This is a genomic window from Streptomyces sp. NPDC001415 (assembly GCF_053597395.1).
In genome coordinates this window covers 100,721-120,078 of record NZ_JBSFIE010000008.1, presented here as the reverse complement: position 1 = coordinate 120,078, position 19,358 = coordinate 100,721, and the positions used below count along the sequence as shown (strand labels likewise).

Genomic DNA, 19,358 nt, shown 5'->3' with positions numbered 1-19,358 from the left:
GGAGCGGGCCACCGGGGGTGCCCCACGGACCCCCGGCGTGCACCCGCCAGACGTGTGGCACAATGGCTAGCTGTACTCGACAGCCGCACAGGAACCCTCTCGCCTCCGGCTGACGCGTCCATCGGGCACCCGAGTACCGCAACCCCACGTGGCATCTCATGTGCCCAACCACGTCAAGACCAGGAGACACCACTCCAGTGGCAGTCAAGATCAAGCTCAAGCGCCTCGGCAAGATTCGCCAGCCGCACTACCGCATCGTCGTCGCCGACGCCCGCACTCGCCGTGACGGCCGCGCGATCGAGGAAATCGGTCTGTACCACCCGACGTACAACCCGTCGCGCATCGAGGTCAACGCCGAGCGTGCGCAGTACTGGCTGTCCGTCGGCGCCCAGCCGACCGAGGCCGTCCTCGCCATCCTGAAGCTCACCGGCGACTGGCAGGCGCACAAGGGCCTCCCGGCCCCCGCGCCGCTGCTCCAGCCGGAGACGAAGGAAGACAAGCGCGCTTCCTTCGAGGCCTTCGCCAAGACCCTTGAGGGCGACGACGCCAAGGGTGAGGCCATCACCCAGAAGGCGAAGAAGACCGAGAAGAAGGCGGACGAGGCCGAAGCCGCCGCCGAGTCGACCGAGGCCTGAGCATGCTCGAGGAGGCTCTCGAGCACCTCGTGAAGGGCATCGTCGACAACCCCGACGACGTGCAGGTCGCCTCGCGCAACCTGCGCCGGGGGCGTGTGCTGGAGGTCCGGGTCCACCCCGACGACCTCGGCAAGGTGATCGGCCGCAACGGCCGTACCGCCCGCGCCCTGCGCACCGTCGTGGGCGCAATCGGCGGCCGTGGCATCCGTGTCGACCTCGTCGACGTGGACCAGGTCCGCTGACCAGTTGGGTCGCTTTACCTAGATACGCCGGCTCGGGCCGGGGAGGGCTTCTGGCCCTCCCCGGCCCGCAGTCGTATTCCGGGCGATAGTGGCCATAGCAGAACGAAGGCCGCGGCCGTACCGAGGCCGCAGTTGTCCGAAGGAGAAGCAAGCGTGCAGTTGGTAGTCGCGCGGATCGGCCGCGCCCACGGCATCAAGGGCGAGGTCACCGTCGAGGTGCGCACCGACGAGCCGGAGCTGAGGCTCAGCCCCGGCGCCGTACTCACCACCGACCCGGCGTCAGTGGGCCCGCTGACCATCGAGACCGGCCGGGTGCACAGCGGCAGGCTGCTGCTGCGCTTCGAGGGCGTACGCGACCGCACCGGCGCCGAGGCCCTGCGCAACACCCTCCTCATCGCCGACGTCGACCCGGCCGAACTGCCGGAAGAGCCCGACGAGTACTACGACCACCAGCTGATGGACCTCGACGTGGTGCTCACCGACGGAACCGAGGTCGGCCGCATCACCGAGATCACCCACCTGCCCTCGCAGGACCTCTTCATCGTGGAGCGGCCCGACGGAACCGAGGTCATGATCCCGTTCGTCGAGCAGATCGTCACCGAGATCGACCTGGAGACGCAGCGCGCGGTCATCGACCCGCCGCCCGGCCTGATCGACGACCGCGCCGAGATCGCCTCCGCCAGGGACGACGAGTCCGGTGACGACACCGAGAACGCCGAGGACGCGAACTGATGCGGCTCGACGTCGTCACGATCTTCCCCGAGTACCTCGAACCGCTGAACGTCTCCCTGGTCGGCAAGGCCCGGGCCCGCGGCCGACTCGACGTCCACGTCCACGACCTGCGGGACTGGACGTACGACCGGCACAACACGGTCGACGACACCCCCTACGGCGGCGGCCCCGGCATGGTCATGAAGACCGAGCCCTGGGGCGACTGCCTCGACGACGCCCTCGCGAGCGGATACGAGTCCGGGGCGCACGGCCCGGTCCTGGTCGTGCCCACGCCCAGCGGCCGCCCCTTCACCCAGGAACTCGCCGTCGAGCTCTCCGAGCGACCCTGGCTGATCTTCACGCCGGCCCGCTACGAGGGCATCGACCGCCGCGTCATGGACGAGTACGCGACCCGGCTGCCCGTGTACGAGGTTTCCATCGGCGACTACGTGCTCGCCGGCGGCGAAGCAGCGGTCCTGGTGATCACCGAGGCCGTGGCCCGCCTGCTGCCCGGCGTCCTCGGCAACGCCGAATCGCACCGGGACGACTCCTTCGCGCCCGGCGCCATGGCCAACCTCCTCGAAGGCCCCGTCTACACCAAGCCCCCCGAGTGGCGCGGCCGCGGCATCCCGGACGTCCTGCTCAGCGGCCACCACGGCAAGATCGCCCGCTGGCGGCGGGACGAGGCGTTCAAGCGCACCGCCCTCAACCGGCCCGACCTGATCGAGCGCTGCGAGGCCTCCTCCTTCGACAAGAAGGACCGCGAAACCCTCTCCATCCTCGGCTGGGCCCCCGAACCCGGCGGCCGATTTTGGCGCAGGCCCCAGGACGTGGAAGAATAGGCCGCTGCTGTACGCCCAGCCGGCGCCCCTGCCACAGGGGGAACGACGCCCGCCTTCCGCGCCCAGCACCCCATTCATCTCGAATTCCGCTGATGACCTGTGGCATCAGTGAGGAAGTAGTTAGTCATGGCAAGCCTGCTCGACTCCGTCAACGCCGCCACGCTGCGCAGCGACGTCCCGGCCTTCCGCCCGGGTGACACCGTCAACGTCCACGTCCGCGTCATCGAGGGCAACCGCTCCCGTATCCAGCAGTTCAAGGGCGTAGTCATCCGCCGCCAGGGCGCCGGCGTCTCCGAGACCTTCACGGTCCGCAAGGTCTCCTTCTCCGTCGGCGTCGAGCGCACCTTCCCGGTGAACTCCCCGATCTTCGAGAAGATCGAGGTCGTCACCCGCGGTGACGTCCGTCGCGCCAAGCTCTACTACCTCCGTGAGCTGCGCGGCAAGGCCGCGAAGATCAAGGAGAAGCGCGACCGCTGAGCCCCGGCTCACACACGCGTACGGGTCTGACGGCGGCCGGATAAGCTCTGGCCCCGATGGACACCGAAGCACGACACACGGAGCGCGACCCTTCCGCCGCCCCCCATCCGGGGCCCGCGGAACGGTCGCGCTCCGCGCGTTTCACCGCCCTGGCCGGCCACCTCGAAGGGCCCTGGCGCAAGACCGGGGCGCTGATCGCGCTCTGCGTCGTTCTCCTGCTCCTGCTCAGCCACTTCGTGGTGCAGCCCTTCCTCATCCCCAGCGGCTCGATGGAACCGACGCTGCAGGTCGGCGACCGCGTCCTGGTCAACAAGCTCGCCTACCGCTTCGGCGGCACGCCCGAGCGCGGCGACGTCGTCGTCTTCGACGGGCGGGGCTCCTTCGTACGAGAAGGGGCCGAGGGGAACCCGCTGAGGCGTGCGGTGCGTTCAGCAGGTGCGGCCCTCGGTCTGACCGAGCCCGCCGAGACCGACTACGTCAAGCGCGTCGTGGGCGTCGGCGGAGACCACGTGGTCTGCTGCGACCAACGGGGGAGGATCCAGGTGAACGGCACAGCCGTCGACGAGCCCTATCTGCACCCCGGCGACAGCCCCTCCCAGGTGCCCTTCGACATCGTCGTACCCGACAACACCCTGTGGGTCCTCGGCGACCACCGCTCCCGCTCCAGCGACTCCCGCGACCACCTCGGCGACCCCGGCGGCGGCATGGTGCCCGTGGAGCGGGTCATCGGACGGGCCGACTGGATCGGCTGGCCGTTCGGCCGCTGGACGTCGATGGGCGGCTCCGGCGCCTTCGCGGGCGTACGGAGCCCGGGCGGGGGACATGGGTAGCCGCGGGCGGCCGCGCTCCAGTGCCCCCGCCCACGACCAGCCGCTGCCCACCGGCAGCCGACCCACGTCCGCCGCGGCCGCCCCGGGCCGCCGCGGCCAGAGCGGCCGCGCCGAGCGGCGCAGGCTCGCCCGCAAGGTCAAGAGGCGCAGACGCAGGTCGGCGGTGCGCGAAATACCCCTCCTGATCGTCGTGGCACTGCTCATCGCGCTCGTCCTGAAGACCTTCCTCGTACAGGCCTTCGTGATCCCCTCCGGCTCGATGCAGCAGACCATCACCATCGGCGACCGCGTTCTCGTCGACAAACTCACCCCCTGGTTCGGCTCGAAGCCCGAGCGGGGCGACGTCGTCGTGTTCAAGGACCCCGGCGGCTGGCTCAAGGGCGAGCAGAAAACGGCCACCGGCGAGGACCCCGTCGTCGTCAAACAGGTCAAGCAGGGCCTGACCTTCATCGGCCTGCTGCCGTCCGACAACGAGCAGGACCTGATCAAGCGCGTCATCGCGGTCGGCGGCGACACCGTCAAGTGCTGCGACAAGGACGGCAAGATCACCGTCAACGGCCGGCCGCTCGACGAACCGTACGTCCACCCCGGGAATCCGCCCTCACTCATCCAATTCGAGGTAAAGGTTCCCCAGGGCCGGATCTTCGTCATGGGCGACCACCGGTCCAACTCGGCGGACTCCCGCTACCACCTCGACGACGGCTACCAGGGCACCGTCCCGGTGAGCGGGGTGGTGGGCCGCGCAGTGGTCGTGGCCTGGCCTTTCTCGCACTGGCGCAGGCTGGAGGTGCCGCCCGCATTCGAGTCGGTGCCCGCCGCGCCCGGCGGCTCGGCCCTCGGTATGTCGCATAGGGTGTCGTCCCGGGATCCGGCGGCGGAGCCGGACCAAGCGACCCAGCCCCCGACCCCTGCGGAACTCCCGCTCGTTATGGGAGTGGTGGGCCTGAGCCTCGTACGGGCCAGGCGGTGGCACAGAGTGAGGAGTGGATGTGGGGGATTTGGCGGTCGGCGCACGATCCGGACGCGAAGAGCCGGAGGAGCGGCCGGAGCACCAGCTCGCCGATTCCTCCCCGGGACCCGCCGCGGGGCAGGCCTCCGCGGGACCCGCGGACAGCCCCGCGACCGAGCACACCGTGCCGGCGCAGGACAGCGGGCAGGGCGGCGGATCCGGCGGCGAAGTACCCGGTGACGGCGAGGGCCGCGCCCCCAAGAAGCCGCGTTCCTTCTGGAAGGAACTGCCGCTCCTCGTCGGCATCGCGCTCGTCCTGGCCCTGCTGATCAAGACGTTCCTGGTGCAGGCCTTCTCCATCCCCTCGGACTCGATGCAGGACACCCTGCAACGCGGGGACCGGGTGCTCGTCGACAAACTGACCCCGTGGTTCGGCGCCGAGCCGCAGCGCGGCGAGGTCGTCGTGTTCCACGACCCGGGCGGCTGGCTCGACGGCGAACCCACGCCGAACCCGAACGCCGCGCAGAAGTTCCTCAGCTTCATCGGCCTGATGCCGTCCGCCGAGGAGAAGGACCTGATCAAGCGGGTCATCGCGGTCGGCGGCGACAAGGTCGAGTGCAAGAAGGGCGGGCCCGTCACGGTCAACGGCAAGGCCCTGAAGGAGCCGTACATCTACCCGGGCGACAGCGCCTGCGACGACATGCCGTTCGGGCCGATCACGGTGCCCAAGGGGCGGATCTGGGTGATGGGCGACCACCGCCAGAACTCGCTGGACTCCCGCTATCACCAGGAACTGACCGGTGGCGGCACGGTTTCCACCGACGAGGTCGTCGGCCGCGCCTTCACCATCGCCTGGCCGCTCAACCGCATTGACTGGCTCGGCGTCCCGGACACCTTCGACCAGCCCGGCCTGAGCGCGATGGGCACGGCGGCGCCCGCCGCCCTCGGCCTCGTCGGCGCGGTGCCCATGGTCCTGTGGCGGCGCCGCAAGCTCCTTCAAGCGCAGGTCAAGGCGGAAAGCCCGGTCGCCAAGGGCTGACCTGGCGGCGTACCGCCGGGTAGGGTGCGGTCCCGGAATGTCGATCTCCGGGGTCCCGGGCTGCCGCGCGCACCCGGGGCGCTGCCGGCAAGGGAGCGCTGCGATGAGCGGTAACGGACTGGACCACGACGGCCACGGCCGCAGTGTCGGCAGCGTGCTGTCGGGGCTCGCCGTGGCCGTCGGCTGTGTTCTCTTCCTCGGCGGCTTCGCCTGGGGCGCCGTGCAGTACAAGCCGTACACCGTGCCCACCCAGTCCATGTCGCCGACCGTCAAGGCAGGCGACCGGGTACTGGCGCAGCGCATATCCGGCGGTGACGTCCGGCGCGGCGACGTCGTGGTGTTCACCGACAAGACCTGGGGCGACATGCCCATGGTCAAGCGCGTCGTCGGCATCGGCGGCGACACCGTGAAGTGCTGCGGCACCGACGGGAAGCTCACCGTCAACGGCCAACCGGTTGAGGAACCGTATCTGCACGGCAAGACCCCCGCCTCCGCCTCGTCCTTCGACGCCAAGGTCCCCCAAGGGCAGGTCTTCCTGCTCGGCGACGACCGCTACGTCTCGCTGGACTCCCGGGTCCACCTGGACGACGCCACCAACGGCTCGGTCCCGCTGTCCGCGGTGTCCGCCCGCGTGGACGCCATCGCCTGGCCCATGGACGGCATGCTGGGGCGCCCTTCGGGCTTCGAGGCGATGCCGGGTGGCATCTCACAGCCCGGCCCGCTGAAACTGGTCCTGGGCGCCGTCGTGGCCGGCGCGGTGCTGATCCTGGCCGGCGCCCTCCACGGGCCGATCGCCGGCCTCGCCCGGCGCCGCAGGGCCCGCGCCACCTCGCCCGTCGGGAGGTGAACCCGTGACCGAACCGCGCAAGGTCGCCAGGGTCGTCCTGCTCGACCCGGACAACCGCATCCTGCTCATGCACGGGTACGAGCCCGAAGACCCCGCCGACACCTGGTGGTTCACCCCCGGCGGCGGCCTGGAGGGCGACGAGACCCGCGCCGAGGCGGCCCTGCGCGAGCTCGCGGAGGAGACGGGAATCACAGACGTCGAACTCGGCCCCGTCCTGTGGCAGCGGATGTGCTCCTTCCCCTTCGACGGGCGCCGCTGGGACCAGGACGAGTGGTACTACCTGGCCCGCACCACCCAGACCGAGGCGGCCCCCACGGGCCTGACGGAGCTGGAGCAGCGCAGTACCGCGGGGCTGAGGTGGTGGACCTCCGCCGAACTGTCAGCGGCGCGTGAGACGGTGTACCCGACCAGGCTCGCCGAGCTGCTGCGCACGCTGCTCGACGAGGGTCCTCCGCACGCGCCGGTGGTCCTGGCCCCGGAAATCGTTTAGGGGCCCAGGGGGCTGACGCACAATAGGGGGACGCACGGCTGAAGGGGAACATGCCATGAGCGCCGAGGACCTCGAAAAGTACGAGACCGAGATGGAGCTGAAGCTCTACCGGGAGTACCGCGACGTCGTCGGTCTGTTCAAATACGTGATCGAGACCGAGCGGCGTTTCTACCTCACCAACGACTACGAGATGCAGGTGCACTCGGTCCAGGGCGAGGTTTTCTTCGAGGTGTCGATGGCGGACGCCTGGGTGTGGGACATGTACCGGCCGGCCAGATTCGTCAAGCAGGTACGGGTCCTCACATTCAAGGACGTGAACATCGAGGAGCTGAACAAGAGCGACCTGGAACTGCCGGGCGGCTGAGCCGCCTCCCACCGAGGGGCGGGGGCCGTCTTCCGCCGAGAGGCGGGGCCCCCTTCGGCTGAGGGCCCCTTCGGCGGAGGGCAGATGGGCACCTTCGGGTGGCGGGTTTTTCCACAACCGAAGGGTTGTCCACCAAGATCCACTTGTTGGCGCCGGATACGTGACAGTCGGTGCCGGAGGTGGTGCCGGATGAACGCTCGCGGAGCACTCGGAAAATACGGCGAAGACCTGGCGGTACGGCTGCTCGAAGCGGCCGGAATGACGGTCCTGCAACGCAACTGGCGCTGCGGCAGGACCGGCGAGATCGACATCGTCGCCAGCGACACGTCCCCCAGCGGGACCGTGCTCGTCATCTGCGAAGTCAAGACCCGCAGGACCGGCGGCTACGAACACCCCATGGCCGCCGTCACCCCGGCCAAGGCCGACCGGCTCAAACGCCTCGCCGGCCACTGGCTCGCCGACCACGGAGGACCACCGCCCGGCGGCGTACGCATCGACCTCGTCGGCGTCGTACTGCCCCGCAAAGGCGCCCCACGGGCCGAACACGTGCGGGGGGTGGCCTGACATGGGATTCGCACGCACCTGCTCGGTCGCCCTCGTCGGCGTCGAAGGAGTCGTCGTCGAGGTCCAGGCCGACCTCGAACCCGGCGTCGCCGCCTTCACCCTCGTCGGACTCCCCGACAAGAGCCTCGCGGAAAGCCGCGACCGGGTCCGGGCCGCCATCGTCAACTCCGGCGACACCTGGCCGCAGAAGAAGCTCACCGTCGGGCTCAGCCCGGCATCCGTCCCCAAAAGCGGCAGCGGTTTCGACCTCGCCATCGCCACCGCGATCCTCGGCGCCGCCGAACGCATCGACCCCCGGGAACTCACCGACCTCGTCATGATCGGCGAACTCGGCCTCGACGGACGCGTACGGCCCGTACGCGGCATCCTGCCCGCCGTACTGGCCGCGGCCGAAGCGGGCTACGAACAGGTCGTCGTCCCCGAACAGACCGCCGCCGAAGCCGCCCTCGTCCCCGGCATCTCCGTCCTGGGCGTGCGCAGCCTGCGCCAACTCGTCGCCATCCTCACCGACGAACCCGTCCCCGAAGAAGAACCCGCCGAGAAGGGACGCCCCGACGCGATGCTCGCCGGACTCGTCGTACCCGGCGCCGGAGCCGGCACCGGACTGACCGCCGGCCCGCGCGACGGCGACCTCGACCTCATCGACGTCGCAGGCCAGCACGCAGCCCGCGCCGCCCTTGAAATCGCCGCCGCGGGCGGCCACCACCTTCTCCTCTCCGGCCCACCCGGAGCCGGCAAAACCATGCTGGCCGAACGGCTCCCCGGCATCCTGCCGCCCCTCACCCGCCAGGAATCCCTCGAAGTCACCGCCGTCCACTCGGTCGCCGGCATCCTCCCGCCCGGCGAACCCCTGGTCCGCCGCGCCCCCTACTGCGCCCCCCACCACTCCGCCACCATGCAATCCCTCGTCGGCGGCGGCAACGGCCTCCCCCGCCCCGGCGCGGTCTCCGTCGCCCACAGAGGAGTGCTCTTCCTCGACGAAGCCCCCGAATTCGCCGGCAAAGCCCTCGACGCGCTGCGGCAGCCACTCGAATCGGGACGCGTCGTCATCGCCCGCAGCGCCGGAGTCATCCGGCTCCCCGCCCGCTTCCAGATGATCCTCGCCGCCAACCCCTGCCCCTGCGGCCGCCACACCCTGCACGGAGCGGGCTGCGAATGCCCCGCCTCCATGATCCGCCGCTACCAGGCAAGACTCTCCGGCCCCCTCCTCGACCGCGTCGACCTCCGCGTCGAAGTCGAACCCGTACGCCGCGAAGACCTCCTCGGCGGAGGCGGCCGCGGCGAACCCAGCAGCGCCGTCGCCGGACGCGTCCTCGCCGCCCGGGAACGCACCGCCGCCCGCCTGGACGGCACCCCCTGGAACAACAACAGCGAAGTCCCCGGACACGAACTGCGCACCCGCTGGCTCACCGCCCCCGGCGCCCTCACCGGCGCCGAACGCGACATGGAACGCGGCCTGCTCACCGCACGCGGACTCGATCGCGTCCTGCGCGTCGCCTGGACCATCGCCGACCTCGCCGGAGACGACCGCCCCGACGCGGGCCACGTCGCCCTCGCCCTCGAACTGCGCACCGGCATCTCCCGAGGCGCCCCCATGCCGGTCGGGAGCACCCCGTGAACGCCACGGCAGCCGGCACCGACCGCCTCGCCAGAGCCGCCCTCACCCGCGTCATCGAACCCGGCGACGAACGCGGCGGCCGCTGGCTGCGCACCTACGGCGCCGTCGACCTCATGCGCCGCCTCACCGACCCCCAGGGCCCCGACAGCGACCTGCCCGGCGCCAGCCCCGCCCGGCTCGACAGCCACCGGCGCCGAGCCGCCCTGGCCGACCCCGAACGCGACCTGGCGACCGCCGCGGCCGTGGGCGCCAGATTCCTCGTACCTGGTGACGAGGAATGGCCGCGCCAACTCGACGACCTCGCCGACGCCCAGCCCATCGGACTATGGGTACGGGGCCACAGCGACCTGCGGATATGGGCCCTGCGCTCCGTCGCCGTGGTCGGCGCCCGAGCCTGCACACCCTACGGAGCCCACATGGGCGCGGTCCTCGGGTCGGGCCTCGCCGAGAAAGGATGGGTCGTCGTGTCCGGGGCGGCCGCCGGCGTCGACGGGGCCGTCCATCGCGGCACCCTCGCCGCCGGCGGAGCCACCATCGCCGTGCTCGCCTGCGGAGTCGACGTCGTCTACCCGCGCGGCCACGCCGAGTTGATCGGACGCATTGCCGAACAAGGCCTCCTCGTGGGCGAATTGCCACCCGGCGACCACCCGACCCCCAGCCGGTTCATCCTGCGCAACCGTGTCATCGCCGCCCTCACCCGAGGAACCGTCGTCGTCGAAGCCGAATACCGCAGCGGCTCGCTCGTCACCGCCCGCGCCGCACAGAAGCTCGGCCGCTTCACGATGGGCGTCCCCGGCCCCGCCACCAGCGGGCTCTCGGCCGGCGTCCACGAACTCCTGCGCGGCGAAGGCGTCCTGGTCACCGACGCCGCGGAAGTCGTCGAACTCGTCGGAGACATGGGCGAACTCGCACCCGCCCGGCGCGGACCCGTACTGCCCCGCGACCTCCTCGCCCCCGACGCGGCCCGCGTACTGGAAGCACTGCCGTCCCGCGGCACCGCGGCCGCACGCGACCTGGCCCGCGAAGCCGGAACCAGCACCGACGAAGCACTCGGCCGACTCTACGAACTGCACTCCCTCGGCTTCGTCGAACGCGTCGGCGACGCCTGGAAGTTGACGGCCGGCGCCCGCCACCCGGCCGGTGCGCGGCGAGGCGGTGCTTGACCTGGGGCATTCGGGTGACAAGGTGAGGGGCGATGTCCACCGCGGTCCGCACGACAGCGCTTTCGGGGCCGACGCGCCGCACGACCGCCCCCACCTGCGCCTGCGCCGCGACAGACCGGAGCGAGCGCGTCCGATCGCCCCGCCTTCGCGCACCGCGACAGCTCAGTCACGCTACGCTCACGAGGATCCCCTACCGGAAACAGCCCCCGCTCACGTCACAGCAGAACGGCTCAAGGCAACGCATGCCCCAGCACACCTCCGGGTCTGATCGCACGGCAGCGCCCCCGGCTGCCCGCGGCAGCGGCACCGTGCGGCCACCGGCGCCCTCGTCCGTCGACGAGCTGTGGCGGTCGTACAAGGCCACCGGCGACGAGCGGCTGCGCGAGCAGCTGATCCTGCACTACTCGCCCCTGGTGAAGTACGTCGCGGGACGTGTGAGCGTGGGCCTGCCGCCCAACGTCGAACAGGCCGACTTCGTCTCCTCCGGAGTCTTCGGACTCATCGACGCCATCGAGAAGTTCGACATCGAACGGGCCATCAAGTTCGAGACGTACGCGATCACCCGGATCCGCGGCGCGATGATCGACGAACTGCGCGCCCTGGACTGGATCCCGCGCTCCGTGCGCCAGAAGGCACGCGCTGTCGAACGCGCCTACGCGACCCTCGAAGCACAGCTCAGACGCACCCCCTCGGAGGCCGAGGTCGCCGCCGAGATGGGCGTCGCCGTCGAGGAACTGCACGCCGTCTTCAGTCAGTTGTCGCTCGCCAACGTCGTCGCCCTCGAAGAACTGCTGCACGTCGGCGGCGAGAGCGGCGACCGGCTCAGCCTCATGGACACCCTTGAGGACACCTCCGCCGACGACCCCGTCGAAGTCGCCGAGGACCGCGAACTGCGCCGACTCCTCGCCCGCGCCATCAACACGCTTCCCGAGCGCGAGAAGACCGTCGTCACGCTCTACTACTACGAAGGCCTCACCCTCGCCGAGATCGGCAACGTGCTCGGCGTCACCGAGAGCAGGGTGAGCCAGATCCACACGAAGTCGGTGCTCCAGCTGAGGGCCAAACTGGCTGACGTCGGGCGTTGAGGGGCCCGGCGAATCGTCCCGGCCGATCTCCCCGGCACCTCGGCCGTAAAGTGGAACAGTGCCCAGGATCCGAGCGGCCTCCGTGGCCGAGCACCGCACCATGCAGCGCGACGCCCTGCTGAACGCCGCACGCTCCCTGCTGTCCGAAGGCGGGACGGAAGCCCTGACCTTCCCCGCCCTGGCCGAGCGCACCGGCCTCGCCCGCTCGTCCGTGTACGAGTACTTCCGCTCCCGCGCCGCGGTAGTCGAGGAACTCTGCGCCGTCGACTTCCCGCTCTGGGCCGCCGAGATCGAAGGCGCGATGGAGCGGGCCGAAACCCCCGAGGGCAAGGTCGAGGCGTACGTACGCCACCAGCTCGGCCTCGTCGGCGACCAGCGCCACCGGGCCGTCGTCGCCATCTCGGCCAGCGAACTCGACGCAGGCGCCCGCGAAAAGATCCGAGCCGCCCACGGCGGCCTCATCGCCATGATCGTCGAAGCCCTGGCCGACCTGAACCACGACCAGCCCCGCCTGGCCGCCCTCCTCCTCCAGGGCATCGTCGACGCAGCGGTCCGCCGCATCGAACAGGGTGCGGCGGAACCCCCCTCCGCGATCGCGGACGCGGCGGTGGCGATGGCCCTGCGGGGCGTCAAGGGCTGAACGTTCTGGGGGCCTCCCCCCCCCGGCCCCCCGCCCCCCCAACCCCCGCCCCCCCAACCCCCACCCCACCCCTCACCCCGGCTCAACCACCCCCACCACCGGTAGCAGCCGCGACGGGGTCGCCCGGTGCAGGAGCAGCAGCGGGTTCAGATAGATGTCGCCCCTGAGTAGCCCCCAGTGCAGGCAGCCGTCCGGGCAGTGGGTCGGGGTGTCCGTGATGGTGGCCACGATCTGGCCGGCGGTTACCTCGGTGCCTTCGGTCACTTGGGCCTGTACTGGCTCGTACGTCGTTCTCAGGGGTGGGGAGGCTGTGCCCGGCAGGGTGATGGTCAGGACTCCTTGGCCTGCTACCTGGCCGGCGAAGGTGACCCGGCCCGTGGCGGCCGCGCGTACCGGGGTGCCTGGGGGTGCGGCCAGGTCGATGCCTCGGTGGCCGGGGCCGTAGGGCGTGGCGGGCGGGGCCCATGGGTGGACGATGGCCGGCGGGATCACCGGCCAGGTGGCGGCGGCGGTCAGTGCCAGCAGGAGTGCTCGGTACATGGGGAACAGGTTCCCGGGAGCGGGCGGCCGGTGGGGATCTTGGCCTTGAGCTGTGGAGTACTGGCGGGTTGTGGACAGCGCCGTCACCCGGCACTGCGCGGGTCCCGTACACTTCTTGTGGCGATCCGGGTGACCGGATCGACTTCGCACGCCCCGCCGGCGGTCTCACCACCATCGCCGGCCGCGCCTCTCGGTCCTTACCCGCACAGGGTTCAGGGCATGGCGCACCGGGGCGTCAGGCGCGGCAGCCGACCGGCGGCCGCGGTAACCGAGTACCTCAAGGAGTACGGCCATGGCCGTCGTCACGATGCGGGAGCTGCTGGAAAGCGGCGTCCACTTCGGTCACCAGACCCGTCGTTGGAACCCGAAGATGAAGCGTTTCATCTTCACGGAGCGCAACGGCATCTACATCATCGACCTGCTCCAGTCGCTGTCGTACATCGACCGCGCCTACGAGTTCGTCAAGGAGACCGTCGCGCACGGCGGCTCCATCATGTTCGTCGGCACCAAGAAGCAGGCGCAGGAAGCGATCGCCGAGCAGGCGACGCGCGTGGGCATGCCCTACGTCAACCAGCGCTGGCTCGGCGGCATGCTGACCAACTTCTCCACCGTCTACAAGCGTCTGCAGCGCCTCAAGGAGCTTGAGCAGATCGACTTCGAGGACGTCGCGGCCTCGGGTCTCACCAAGAAGGAGCTCCTGGTCCTCTCGCGTGAGAAGGCCAAGCTGGAGAAGACCCTCGGTGGTATCCGCGAGATGTCGAAGGTTCCCAGCGCCGTCTGGATCGTCGACACCAAGAAGGAGCACATCGCCGTCGGTGAGGCGCGCAAGCTCCACATCCCGGTCGTCGCGATCCTCGACACGAACTGTGACCCCGACGAGGTCGACTACAAGATCCCGGGCAACGACGACGCGATCCGCTCCGTCACCCTGCTCACCCGCGTGATCGCCGACGCCGTCGCCGAGGGCCTCATCGCCCGCTCCGGCGCTGCGACCGGCGACTCGAAGCCGGGCGAGAAGGCGGCCGGCGAGCCGCTCGCCGAGTGGGAGCGCGACCTGCTTGAGGGTGAGAAGAAGGCCGACGACGCCGAGGCCCCCGCGGCCGAGGCTGCTCCGGCCGCCGAGGCCGAGAAGCCGGCCGAGGCTGCTGCCGAGACCGTCGAGGCCACCGAGGCTCCGGCCGCGGACGCCGAGCAGGCCTGACCCTTCACAGGGACCCACAGGTTCGGTAGTTGACGGCGGGGGCCACAAGCCCCCGCCGTCGACCCGTAGCCCCGCAGATCTTCGTAGATCTCATCGACTCCGAGAGAGAAACACAGACTCATGGCGAACTACACCGCCGCTGACGTCAAGAAGCTCCGTGAGCTCACCGGCGCCGGCATGATGGACTGCAAGAAGGCCCTGGACGAGGCCGACGGCAACGTCGACAAGGCCGTCGAGGCCCTGCGCATCAAGGGTCAGAAGGGCGTCGCCAAGCGCGAGGGCCGTTCTGCCGAGAACGGCGCCGTCGTCTCCCTCATCTCCGAGGACAAGACCTCCGGCGTCCTCGTCGAGCTGAAGTGCGAGACGGACTTCGTCGCCAAGGGTGACAAGTTCCAGGCCGTCGCCGCCAAGCTGGCCGAGCACGTCGCCGCCACCTCCCCGGCCGACATCGCCGCGCTGCTCGCCTCCGAGATCGAGGCCGGCAAGACCGTCCAGGCGTTCGTCGACGAGGCCAACGCCAACCTCGGCGAGAAGATCGTCCTGGACCGCTTCGCGCAGTTCACGGGCGGTTACGTGGCCGCGTACATGCACCGCACCATGCCTGACCTGCCGCCGCAGATCGGTGTCCTCGTCGAGTTCGACAAGGAGAACGCCGAGGTCGCCAAGGGTGTCGCGCAGCACATCGCCGCGTTCGCGCCGAAGTACCTCACCCGTGAGGACGTTCCGGCCGAGGTCGTCGAGACCGAGCGTCGCGTCGCCGAGGAGACCACCCGCGCCGAGGGCAAGCCGGAGGCCGCGCTCCCGAAGATCGTCGAGGGTCGCGTCAACGGCTTCTTCAAGGACGCCACGCTGCTCGGCCAGCCGTACGCGCTGGACAACAAGAAGTCCGTCGAGCAGGTTCTGAAGGAGGCCGGTGTCACCCTGAAGCGCTTCTCGCGCATCAAGGTCGGCATCTGAGTCTGTTCAGCGTTCGACACTAGACCCCGCTAGGGTCTGAGGCAGTCGTCGGCCGCGCACGCGACGGACGACCGCAGATCTGACGAGGAGGCCATTGCCCGAGGGACTACGAGTACCCACCGGCAATGGCCTTCTTCGTATGTGCACGAGGAGATCCCCATGAATCAGGGCGCGGACGCCACCAAGGCCGATCACTCGGCCGACCACAAGCGCGATGACGGCAAGGTGGCCGGGCGCTTCATGCTGAAGCTTTCCGGTGAGGCGTTCGCCGGCGGTGGGGGGCTCGGTGTCGATCCCGACGTCGTGCACAACATCGCCCGCGAGATCGCCGCAGTCGTCCGGGACGGTGCGCAGATCGCCGTCGTCATCGGCGGAGGCAACTTCTTCCGGGGCGCCGAGCTCCAGCAGCGCGGCATGGACCGGGCCCGCTCCGACTACATGGGCATGCTCGGTACGGTCATGAACTGCCTCGCCCTCCAGGACTTCCTGGAGAAGGAGGGCATCGACTCGCGCGTCCAGACCGCCATCACGATGGGGCAGGTCGCCGAGCCGTACATCCCGCTGCGGGCCGTACGCCACCTGGAGAAGGGCCGCGTCGTCATCTTCGGCGCAGGCATGGGCATGCCGTACTTCTCCACCGACACCACCGCCGCCCAGCGTGCCCTGGAGATCGACGCCGAGGCCATGCTGATGGGCAAGAACGGGGTGGACGGGGTCTACGACTCCGACCCCCGGGTCAACCCCGACGCGGTGAAGTTCGACGCGCTGGAGTACGGCGAGGTCATCACCCGGGACCTGAAGGTCGCCGACATGACCGCGATCACCCTGTGCCGCGACAACAACCTCCCGATCCTCGTCTTCGAGCTCCTGACGGCCGGCAACATCGCGCGCGCCGTCAAGGGTGAGAAGATCGGCACGCTCGTGAGCGACCAGGGCACCCGGGCCTGACCGGGGGATGGACAATCCCCTGCCGGTCGGACACCGTGCAGGGAAAGACGCTGGTTATCCAGGGCCCAAGCGCTCAGGTCGCACTGAGAACTCCCGGCCCACCCAAGACATGCAGGAGCAAGTGGTGATCGAAGAAACCCTCCTCGAGGCCGAGGAGAAGATGGAGAAGGCCGTCGTGGTCGCCAAGGAGGACTTCGCCGCGATTCGCACCGGGCGTGCGCACCCGGCGATGTTCAACAAGATCGTGGCGGACTACTACGGTGCGCTGACGCCGATCAACCAGCTCGCCTCGTTCTCCGTGCCGGAGCCGCGCATGGCGGTGGTGACCCCGTTCGACAAGAGCGCGCTGCGCAACATCGAGCAGGCCATCCGCGACTCGGACCTCGGCGTCAACCCGAGCAACGACGGCAGCATCATCCGCGTGAACTTCCCGGAGCTGACCGAGGAGCGCCGCAAGGACTACATCAAGGTCGCGCGCACCAAGGCCGAGGACTCCAAGGTGTCGATCCGCGCCGTGCGCCGCAAGGCCAAGGACGCCCTCGACAAGCTCGTCAAGGACAAGGAGTCCGGCGAGGACGAGGTCCGCCGTGCGGAGAAGGAACTCGACGACACCACCGCCAAGTACGTGGCGCAGGTCGACGAGCTGCTCAAGCACAAGGAAGCCGAGCTGCTAGAGGTCTGATGAACGACTCTTCCTGGGGGGCTCCGCCGAGACCCGAATACTGGGGAACCCCCGAGGGGCCTTCCCAGGGGGCGTTCCCGGCGGGGCCTGCATACGATGCGTATGACGCCCCGCCCGTGTCGCGGACACAACAGATGCCCGTCCTGCCCGATGCGGGCAGAGGCGCCGTGGAACGCGAACGTGATCTGGGGGCCGCTCTGCCGGGCGGCCCTGACTTCCGCGACGAGACGCCGCAGGAGCCCATGGCAAGCCCTCCGCCCGTGCCGCCCGTGCCCGCCCAGCCGGAGAAGAAGAAGGCGGGCCGCGACCTGCGGGCCGCCATAGGGGTCGGTGTGGGGCTCGGCGCGGTCATCCTCGCGTCGCTGTTCATCGTGAAGGCCGTCTTCGTGGGGGTCATCGCGGTCGCCGTGGTCGTCGGGCTGTGGGAGCTGACCAGCCGCCTGGAGGAACGCAAGCAGATCAAGGCGCCGCTGGTGCCGCTCGCGGTCGGCGGCGCGGCGATGGTCGTCGCCGGGTACGTCAGTGGCGCGGAGGGCGCCTGGGTCGCCATGGCGCTCACCTCGCTCGCGGTGCTCGTGTGGCGGATGACGGAGCCGCCCGAGGGCTATCTGCGGGACGTCACGGCGGGCGTCTTCGCGGCGTTCTACGTGCCGTTCCTGGCCACGTTCGTCGCGCTGCTGCTCACCGCGGACGACGGTCCCTGGCGGGTGTTCGTCTTCCTGCTGCTCACCGTGGTCAGCGACACGGGCGCGTACGCGGTCGGCTGGCGTTTCGGCAGGCACAAGCTCGCGCCGCGCATCAGCCCCGGGAAGACCCGCGAGGGCCTGTTCGGCGCGGTGTCGTTCGCGATGGTGGCGGGCGCGCTGTGCATGCAGTTCCTCATCGACGACGGCACGTGGTGGCAGGGCCTGCTGCTCGGCCTCGCGGTCGCGGCCAGTGCCACGCTCGGCGACCTCGGCGAGTCGATGATCAAGCGGGACCTCGGCATCAAGGACATGGGCACCCTGCTCCCGGGCCATGGCGGCATCATGGACCGGCTTGATTCCCTGCTGCCGACGGCTCCGGTGGTGTGGCTGCTGCTCGTGGTCTTCGTCGGCACGGGCTGACCGGGCGCCGGTTACCCTTGAAGGGCGCGTCGCTCGCGAGCGACGCGCCCTTTTCGGCCCCGCGACTGCGGGGTGATCCTGTGAGGTCTCCTGGCTTCGGCTCCGTATCGTCGCCTGCTCCGCGTCAGCGGAGGTCGCCCGGCCTCGTCGTACTGAGGAGATACCGCTCATGGCACGCCCCGTCCCGGGAGAACTCACCTTCGTCGCACCTCGCGGAGCGAAGCGGCCGCCGCGACACCTCGCCGACCTCTCGCCCGCCGAGCGCAAGGAAGCCGTCGCCGCGATCGGCGAGAAGCCGTTCCGCGCCAAGCAGCTCTCGCAGCACTACTTCGCGCGGTACGCCCACGACCCGGCCCAGTGGACCGACATCCCGCTCGCCGCGCGCGGCCGGCTCCAGGAGGAGCTGCTGCCCGACCTGATGTCGGTGGTCCGCCACATCTCCTGCGACGACGACACCACCCGCAAGACGCTGTGGAAGCTGCACGACGGGACGCTCGTCGAGTCCGTCCTGATGCGCTACCCGGACCGGGTGACGATGTGCATCTCCTCGCAGGCCGGCTGCGGCATGAACTGCCCGTTCTGCGCCACCGGCCAGGCGGGCCTGGACCGCAACCTGTCGACCGCCGAGATCGTGCACCAGATCGTCGACGGCATGCGGGCACTGCGCGACGGCGAGGTCCCCGGGGGACCTGCCCGCCTGTCCAACATCGTCTTCATGGGCATGGGCGAGCCGCTCGCCAACTACAAGCGCGTCGTCGGCGCCATCCGCCGGCTCACCGACCCCGAGCCGGACGGCCTGGGCCTGTCCCAGCGCGGCATCACCGTCTCCACCGTGGGCCTGGTGCCCGCCATGCACAAGTTCTCCGACGAGGGCTTCAAGTGCCGCCTGGCGGTGAGCCTGCACGCCCCCGACGACGAGCTGCGCGACACCCTCGTCCCCGTCAACACCCGCTGGAAGGTCCGCGAGGTCCTCGACGCGGCGTGGGAGTACGCCGAGAAGTCCGGGCGCCGGATCTCCATCGAGTACGCCCTGATCCGCGACATCAACGACCAGGCGTGGCGCGGCGATCTGCTCGGCCGGCTCCTCAAGGGCAAGCGGGTGCACGTCAACCTCATCCCGCTGAACCCGACGCCGGGCTCCAAGTGGACGGCCTCGCGGCCCGAGGACGAGAAGGCGTTCGTCGAGGCCATCGCGGCCCACGGCGTGCCAGTGACCGTCCGCGACACCCGGGGCCAGGAGATCGACGGAGCCTGCGGCCAGCTCGCCGCCTCCGAGCGGTAGTCCGCAGGGGCTGGAGTCCGTGGGGGCCGGAGTCCGAACGGCGAAACGGCCGGGGGCCCGTCGCAGCCCCCGTGTAACCTGGCTGGAAACATCTGCATATTCCGACAGGGGAGCGCCACAGCGCTGAGAGTGCGGTACCCGCAAGG

Annotated in this window: 23 protein-coding genes; 22 read left to right on the top strand and 1 reads right to left on the bottom strand. The window is 70.2% G+C overall.

The annotated features are described in order from the left end of the window. Positions 1 to 197: 197 nt before the first annotated feature. From rpsP to ACWC2B_RS13235, 16 genes are all read left to right on the top strand, one after another. Entirely contained in the window at positions 198 to 635 is a 438-nt protein-coding gene (gene rpsP, locus ACWC2B_RS13310) for a 30S ribosomal protein S16 (RefSeq protein ID WP_053727931.1), read from the top strand. Positions 636 to 637: 2 nt separating this feature from the next. Beyond that, complete coding sequence (locus ACWC2B_RS13305; protein WP_005311361.1) at positions 638 to 877, top strand: RNA-binding protein; 240 nt, start codon at positions 638 to 640, stop codon at positions 875 to 877. A gap of 153 nt (positions 878 to 1,030) precedes the next feature. Then, complete coding sequence (gene rimM, locus ACWC2B_RS13300) at positions 1,031 to 1,609, top strand: ribosome maturation factor RimM (protein ID WP_450716584.1); 579 nt, start codon at positions 1,031 to 1,033, stop codon at positions 1,607 to 1,609. Beyond that, entirely contained in the window at positions 1,609 to 2,430 is an 822-nt protein-coding gene (gene trmD, locus ACWC2B_RS13295; protein ID WP_450716583.1) for a tRNA (guanosine(37)-N1)-methyltransferase TrmD, read from the top strand. Before rimM ends, trmD begins: the two co-directional genes overlap by 1 nt. A gap of 126 nt (positions 2,431 to 2,556) precedes the next feature. Beyond that, positions 2,557 to 2,907, top strand: a complete 351-nt coding sequence (gene rplS / locus ACWC2B_RS13290) for a 50S ribosomal protein L19 (protein ID WP_350232925.1) — start codon at positions 2,557 to 2,559, stop codon at positions 2,905 to 2,907. Between the two features lie 56 nt (positions 2,908 to 2,963). Then, on the top strand, positions 2,964 to 3,737 hold the full coding sequence (lepB, locus tag ACWC2B_RS13285; RefSeq protein WP_450716582.1) for a signal peptidase I: 774 nt from the start codon (positions 2,964 to 2,966) through the stop codon (positions 3,735 to 3,737). Beyond that, positions 3,730 to 4,926, top strand: coding sequence for a signal peptidase I (gene lepB / locus ACWC2B_RS13280; RefSeq protein WP_450716581.1), 1,197 nt, complete (start codon positions 3,730 to 3,732; stop codon positions 4,924 to 4,926). Before lepB (ACWC2B_RS13285) ends, lepB (ACWC2B_RS13280) begins: the two co-directional genes overlap by 8 nt. Next, positions 4,871 to 5,725, top strand: a complete 855-nt coding sequence (gene lepB / locus ACWC2B_RS13275) for a signal peptidase I (RefSeq protein ID WP_450716580.1) — start codon at positions 4,871 to 4,873, stop codon at positions 5,723 to 5,725. Before lepB (ACWC2B_RS13280) ends, lepB (ACWC2B_RS13275) begins: the two co-directional genes overlap by 56 nt. 103 nt (positions 5,726 to 5,828) lie before the next feature. Continuing rightward, positions 5,829 to 6,572, top strand: coding sequence for a signal peptidase I (gene lepB / locus ACWC2B_RS13270; RefSeq protein WP_450716579.1), 744 nt, complete (start codon positions 5,829 to 5,831; stop codon positions 6,570 to 6,572). Positions 6,573 to 6,576: 4 nt separating this feature from the next. Next, positions 6,577 to 7,062 carry an NUDIX hydrolase gene (locus ACWC2B_RS13265; RefSeq protein WP_450716578.1) on the top strand — a complete coding sequence of 162 codons (486 nt, stop codon included), beginning with the start codon at positions 6,577 to 6,579 and terminating at the stop codon, positions 7,060 to 7,062. A 55-nt stretch (positions 7,063 to 7,117) separates the two neighbouring features. Beyond that, positions 7,118 to 7,426, top strand: coding sequence for a DUF2469 domain-containing protein (locus tag ACWC2B_RS13260; RefSeq protein ID WP_003965949.1), 309 nt, complete (start codon positions 7,118 to 7,120; stop codon positions 7,424 to 7,426). A 189-nt stretch (positions 7,427 to 7,615) separates the two neighbouring features. Next, entirely contained in the window at positions 7,616 to 7,990 is a 375-nt protein-coding gene (locus tag ACWC2B_RS13255) for a YraN family protein (RefSeq protein ID WP_450716577.1), read from the top strand. A 1-nt stretch (position 7,991) separates the two neighbouring features. Next, positions 7,992 to 9,608: a YifB family Mg chelatase-like AAA ATPase gene (locus tag ACWC2B_RS13250; protein WP_450716576.1), complete on the top strand. Its 1,617-nt coding sequence runs from the start codon at positions 7,992 to 7,994 to the stop codon at positions 9,606 to 9,608. Further along, on the top strand, positions 9,605 to 10,771 hold the full coding sequence (gene dprA, locus ACWC2B_RS13245) for a DNA-processing protein DprA (RefSeq protein ID WP_450716575.1): 1,167 nt from the start codon (positions 9,605 to 9,607) through the stop codon (positions 10,769 to 10,771). The genes ACWC2B_RS13250 and dprA overlap by 4 nt, the downstream gene beginning before the upstream one ends. Positions 10,772 to 11,013: 242 nt before the next feature. After that, complete coding sequence (gene whiG, locus ACWC2B_RS13240) at positions 11,014 to 11,856, top strand: RNA polymerase sigma factor WhiG (protein WP_450716574.1); 843 nt, start codon at positions 11,014 to 11,016, stop codon at positions 11,854 to 11,856. Between the two features lie 82 nt (positions 11,857 to 11,938). Next, positions 11,939 to 12,496, top strand: a complete 558-nt coding sequence (locus ACWC2B_RS13235) for a TetR/AcrR family transcriptional regulator (protein ID WP_450716743.1) — start codon at positions 11,939 to 11,941, stop codon at positions 12,494 to 12,496. Between the two features lie 72 nt (positions 12,497 to 12,568). On the opposite strand, the gene ACWC2B_RS13230 is transcribed toward ACWC2B_RS13235, so the two are convergent. Next, the gene (locus tag ACWC2B_RS13230) at positions 12,569 to 13,036 is read right to left on the bottom strand and encodes a M23 family metallopeptidase (RefSeq protein ID WP_450716573.1); all 468 of its coding nucleotides are present in this window, start codon (positions 13,034 to 13,036) and stop codon (positions 12,569 to 12,571) included. Between the two features lie 292 nt (positions 13,037 to 13,328). On the opposite strand from ACWC2B_RS13230, the gene rpsB reads away from it, so the two are divergent. The 6 genes from rpsB (at position 13,329) to rlmN (ending at position 19,212) form a co-directional block, all read left to right on the top strand. Next, positions 13,329 to 14,237, top strand: a complete 909-nt coding sequence (rpsB, locus tag ACWC2B_RS13225) for a 30S ribosomal protein S2 (RefSeq protein WP_450716572.1) — start codon at positions 13,329 to 13,331, stop codon at positions 14,235 to 14,237. Positions 14,238 to 14,357: 120 nt separating this feature from the next. Next, positions 14,358 to 15,194, top strand: a complete 837-nt coding sequence (gene tsf / locus ACWC2B_RS13220) for a translation elongation factor Ts (protein ID WP_114040439.1) — start codon at positions 14,358 to 14,360, stop codon at positions 15,192 to 15,194. A gap of 159 nt (positions 15,195 to 15,353) precedes the next feature. Continuing rightward, positions 15,354 to 16,142: a UMP kinase gene (gene pyrH, locus ACWC2B_RS13215; protein ID WP_450716571.1), complete on the top strand. Its 789-nt coding sequence runs from the start codon at positions 15,354 to 15,356 to the stop codon at positions 16,140 to 16,142. 124 nt (positions 16,143 to 16,266) lie between these two features. Continuing rightward, on the top strand, positions 16,267 to 16,824 hold the full coding sequence (frr, locus tag ACWC2B_RS13210; RefSeq protein WP_120727660.1) for a ribosome recycling factor: 558 nt from the start codon (positions 16,267 to 16,269) through the stop codon (positions 16,822 to 16,824). Continuing rightward, positions 16,824 to 17,930: a phosphatidate cytidylyltransferase gene (locus ACWC2B_RS13205; protein WP_450716570.1), complete on the top strand. Its 1,107-nt coding sequence runs from the start codon at positions 16,824 to 16,826 to the stop codon at positions 17,928 to 17,930. Before frr ends, ACWC2B_RS13205 begins: the two co-directional genes overlap by 1 nt. Positions 17,931 to 18,099: 169 nt before the next feature. Then, positions 18,100 to 19,212 (top strand): 23S rRNA (adenine(2503)-C(2))-methyltransferase RlmN, encoded by a 1,113-nt coding sequence (gene rlmN / locus ACWC2B_RS13200; protein ID WP_450716569.1) that lies wholly within the window; start codon positions 18,100 to 18,102, stop codon positions 19,210 to 19,212. The last annotated feature ends 146 nt before the right edge of the window (positions 19,213 to 19,358 follow it).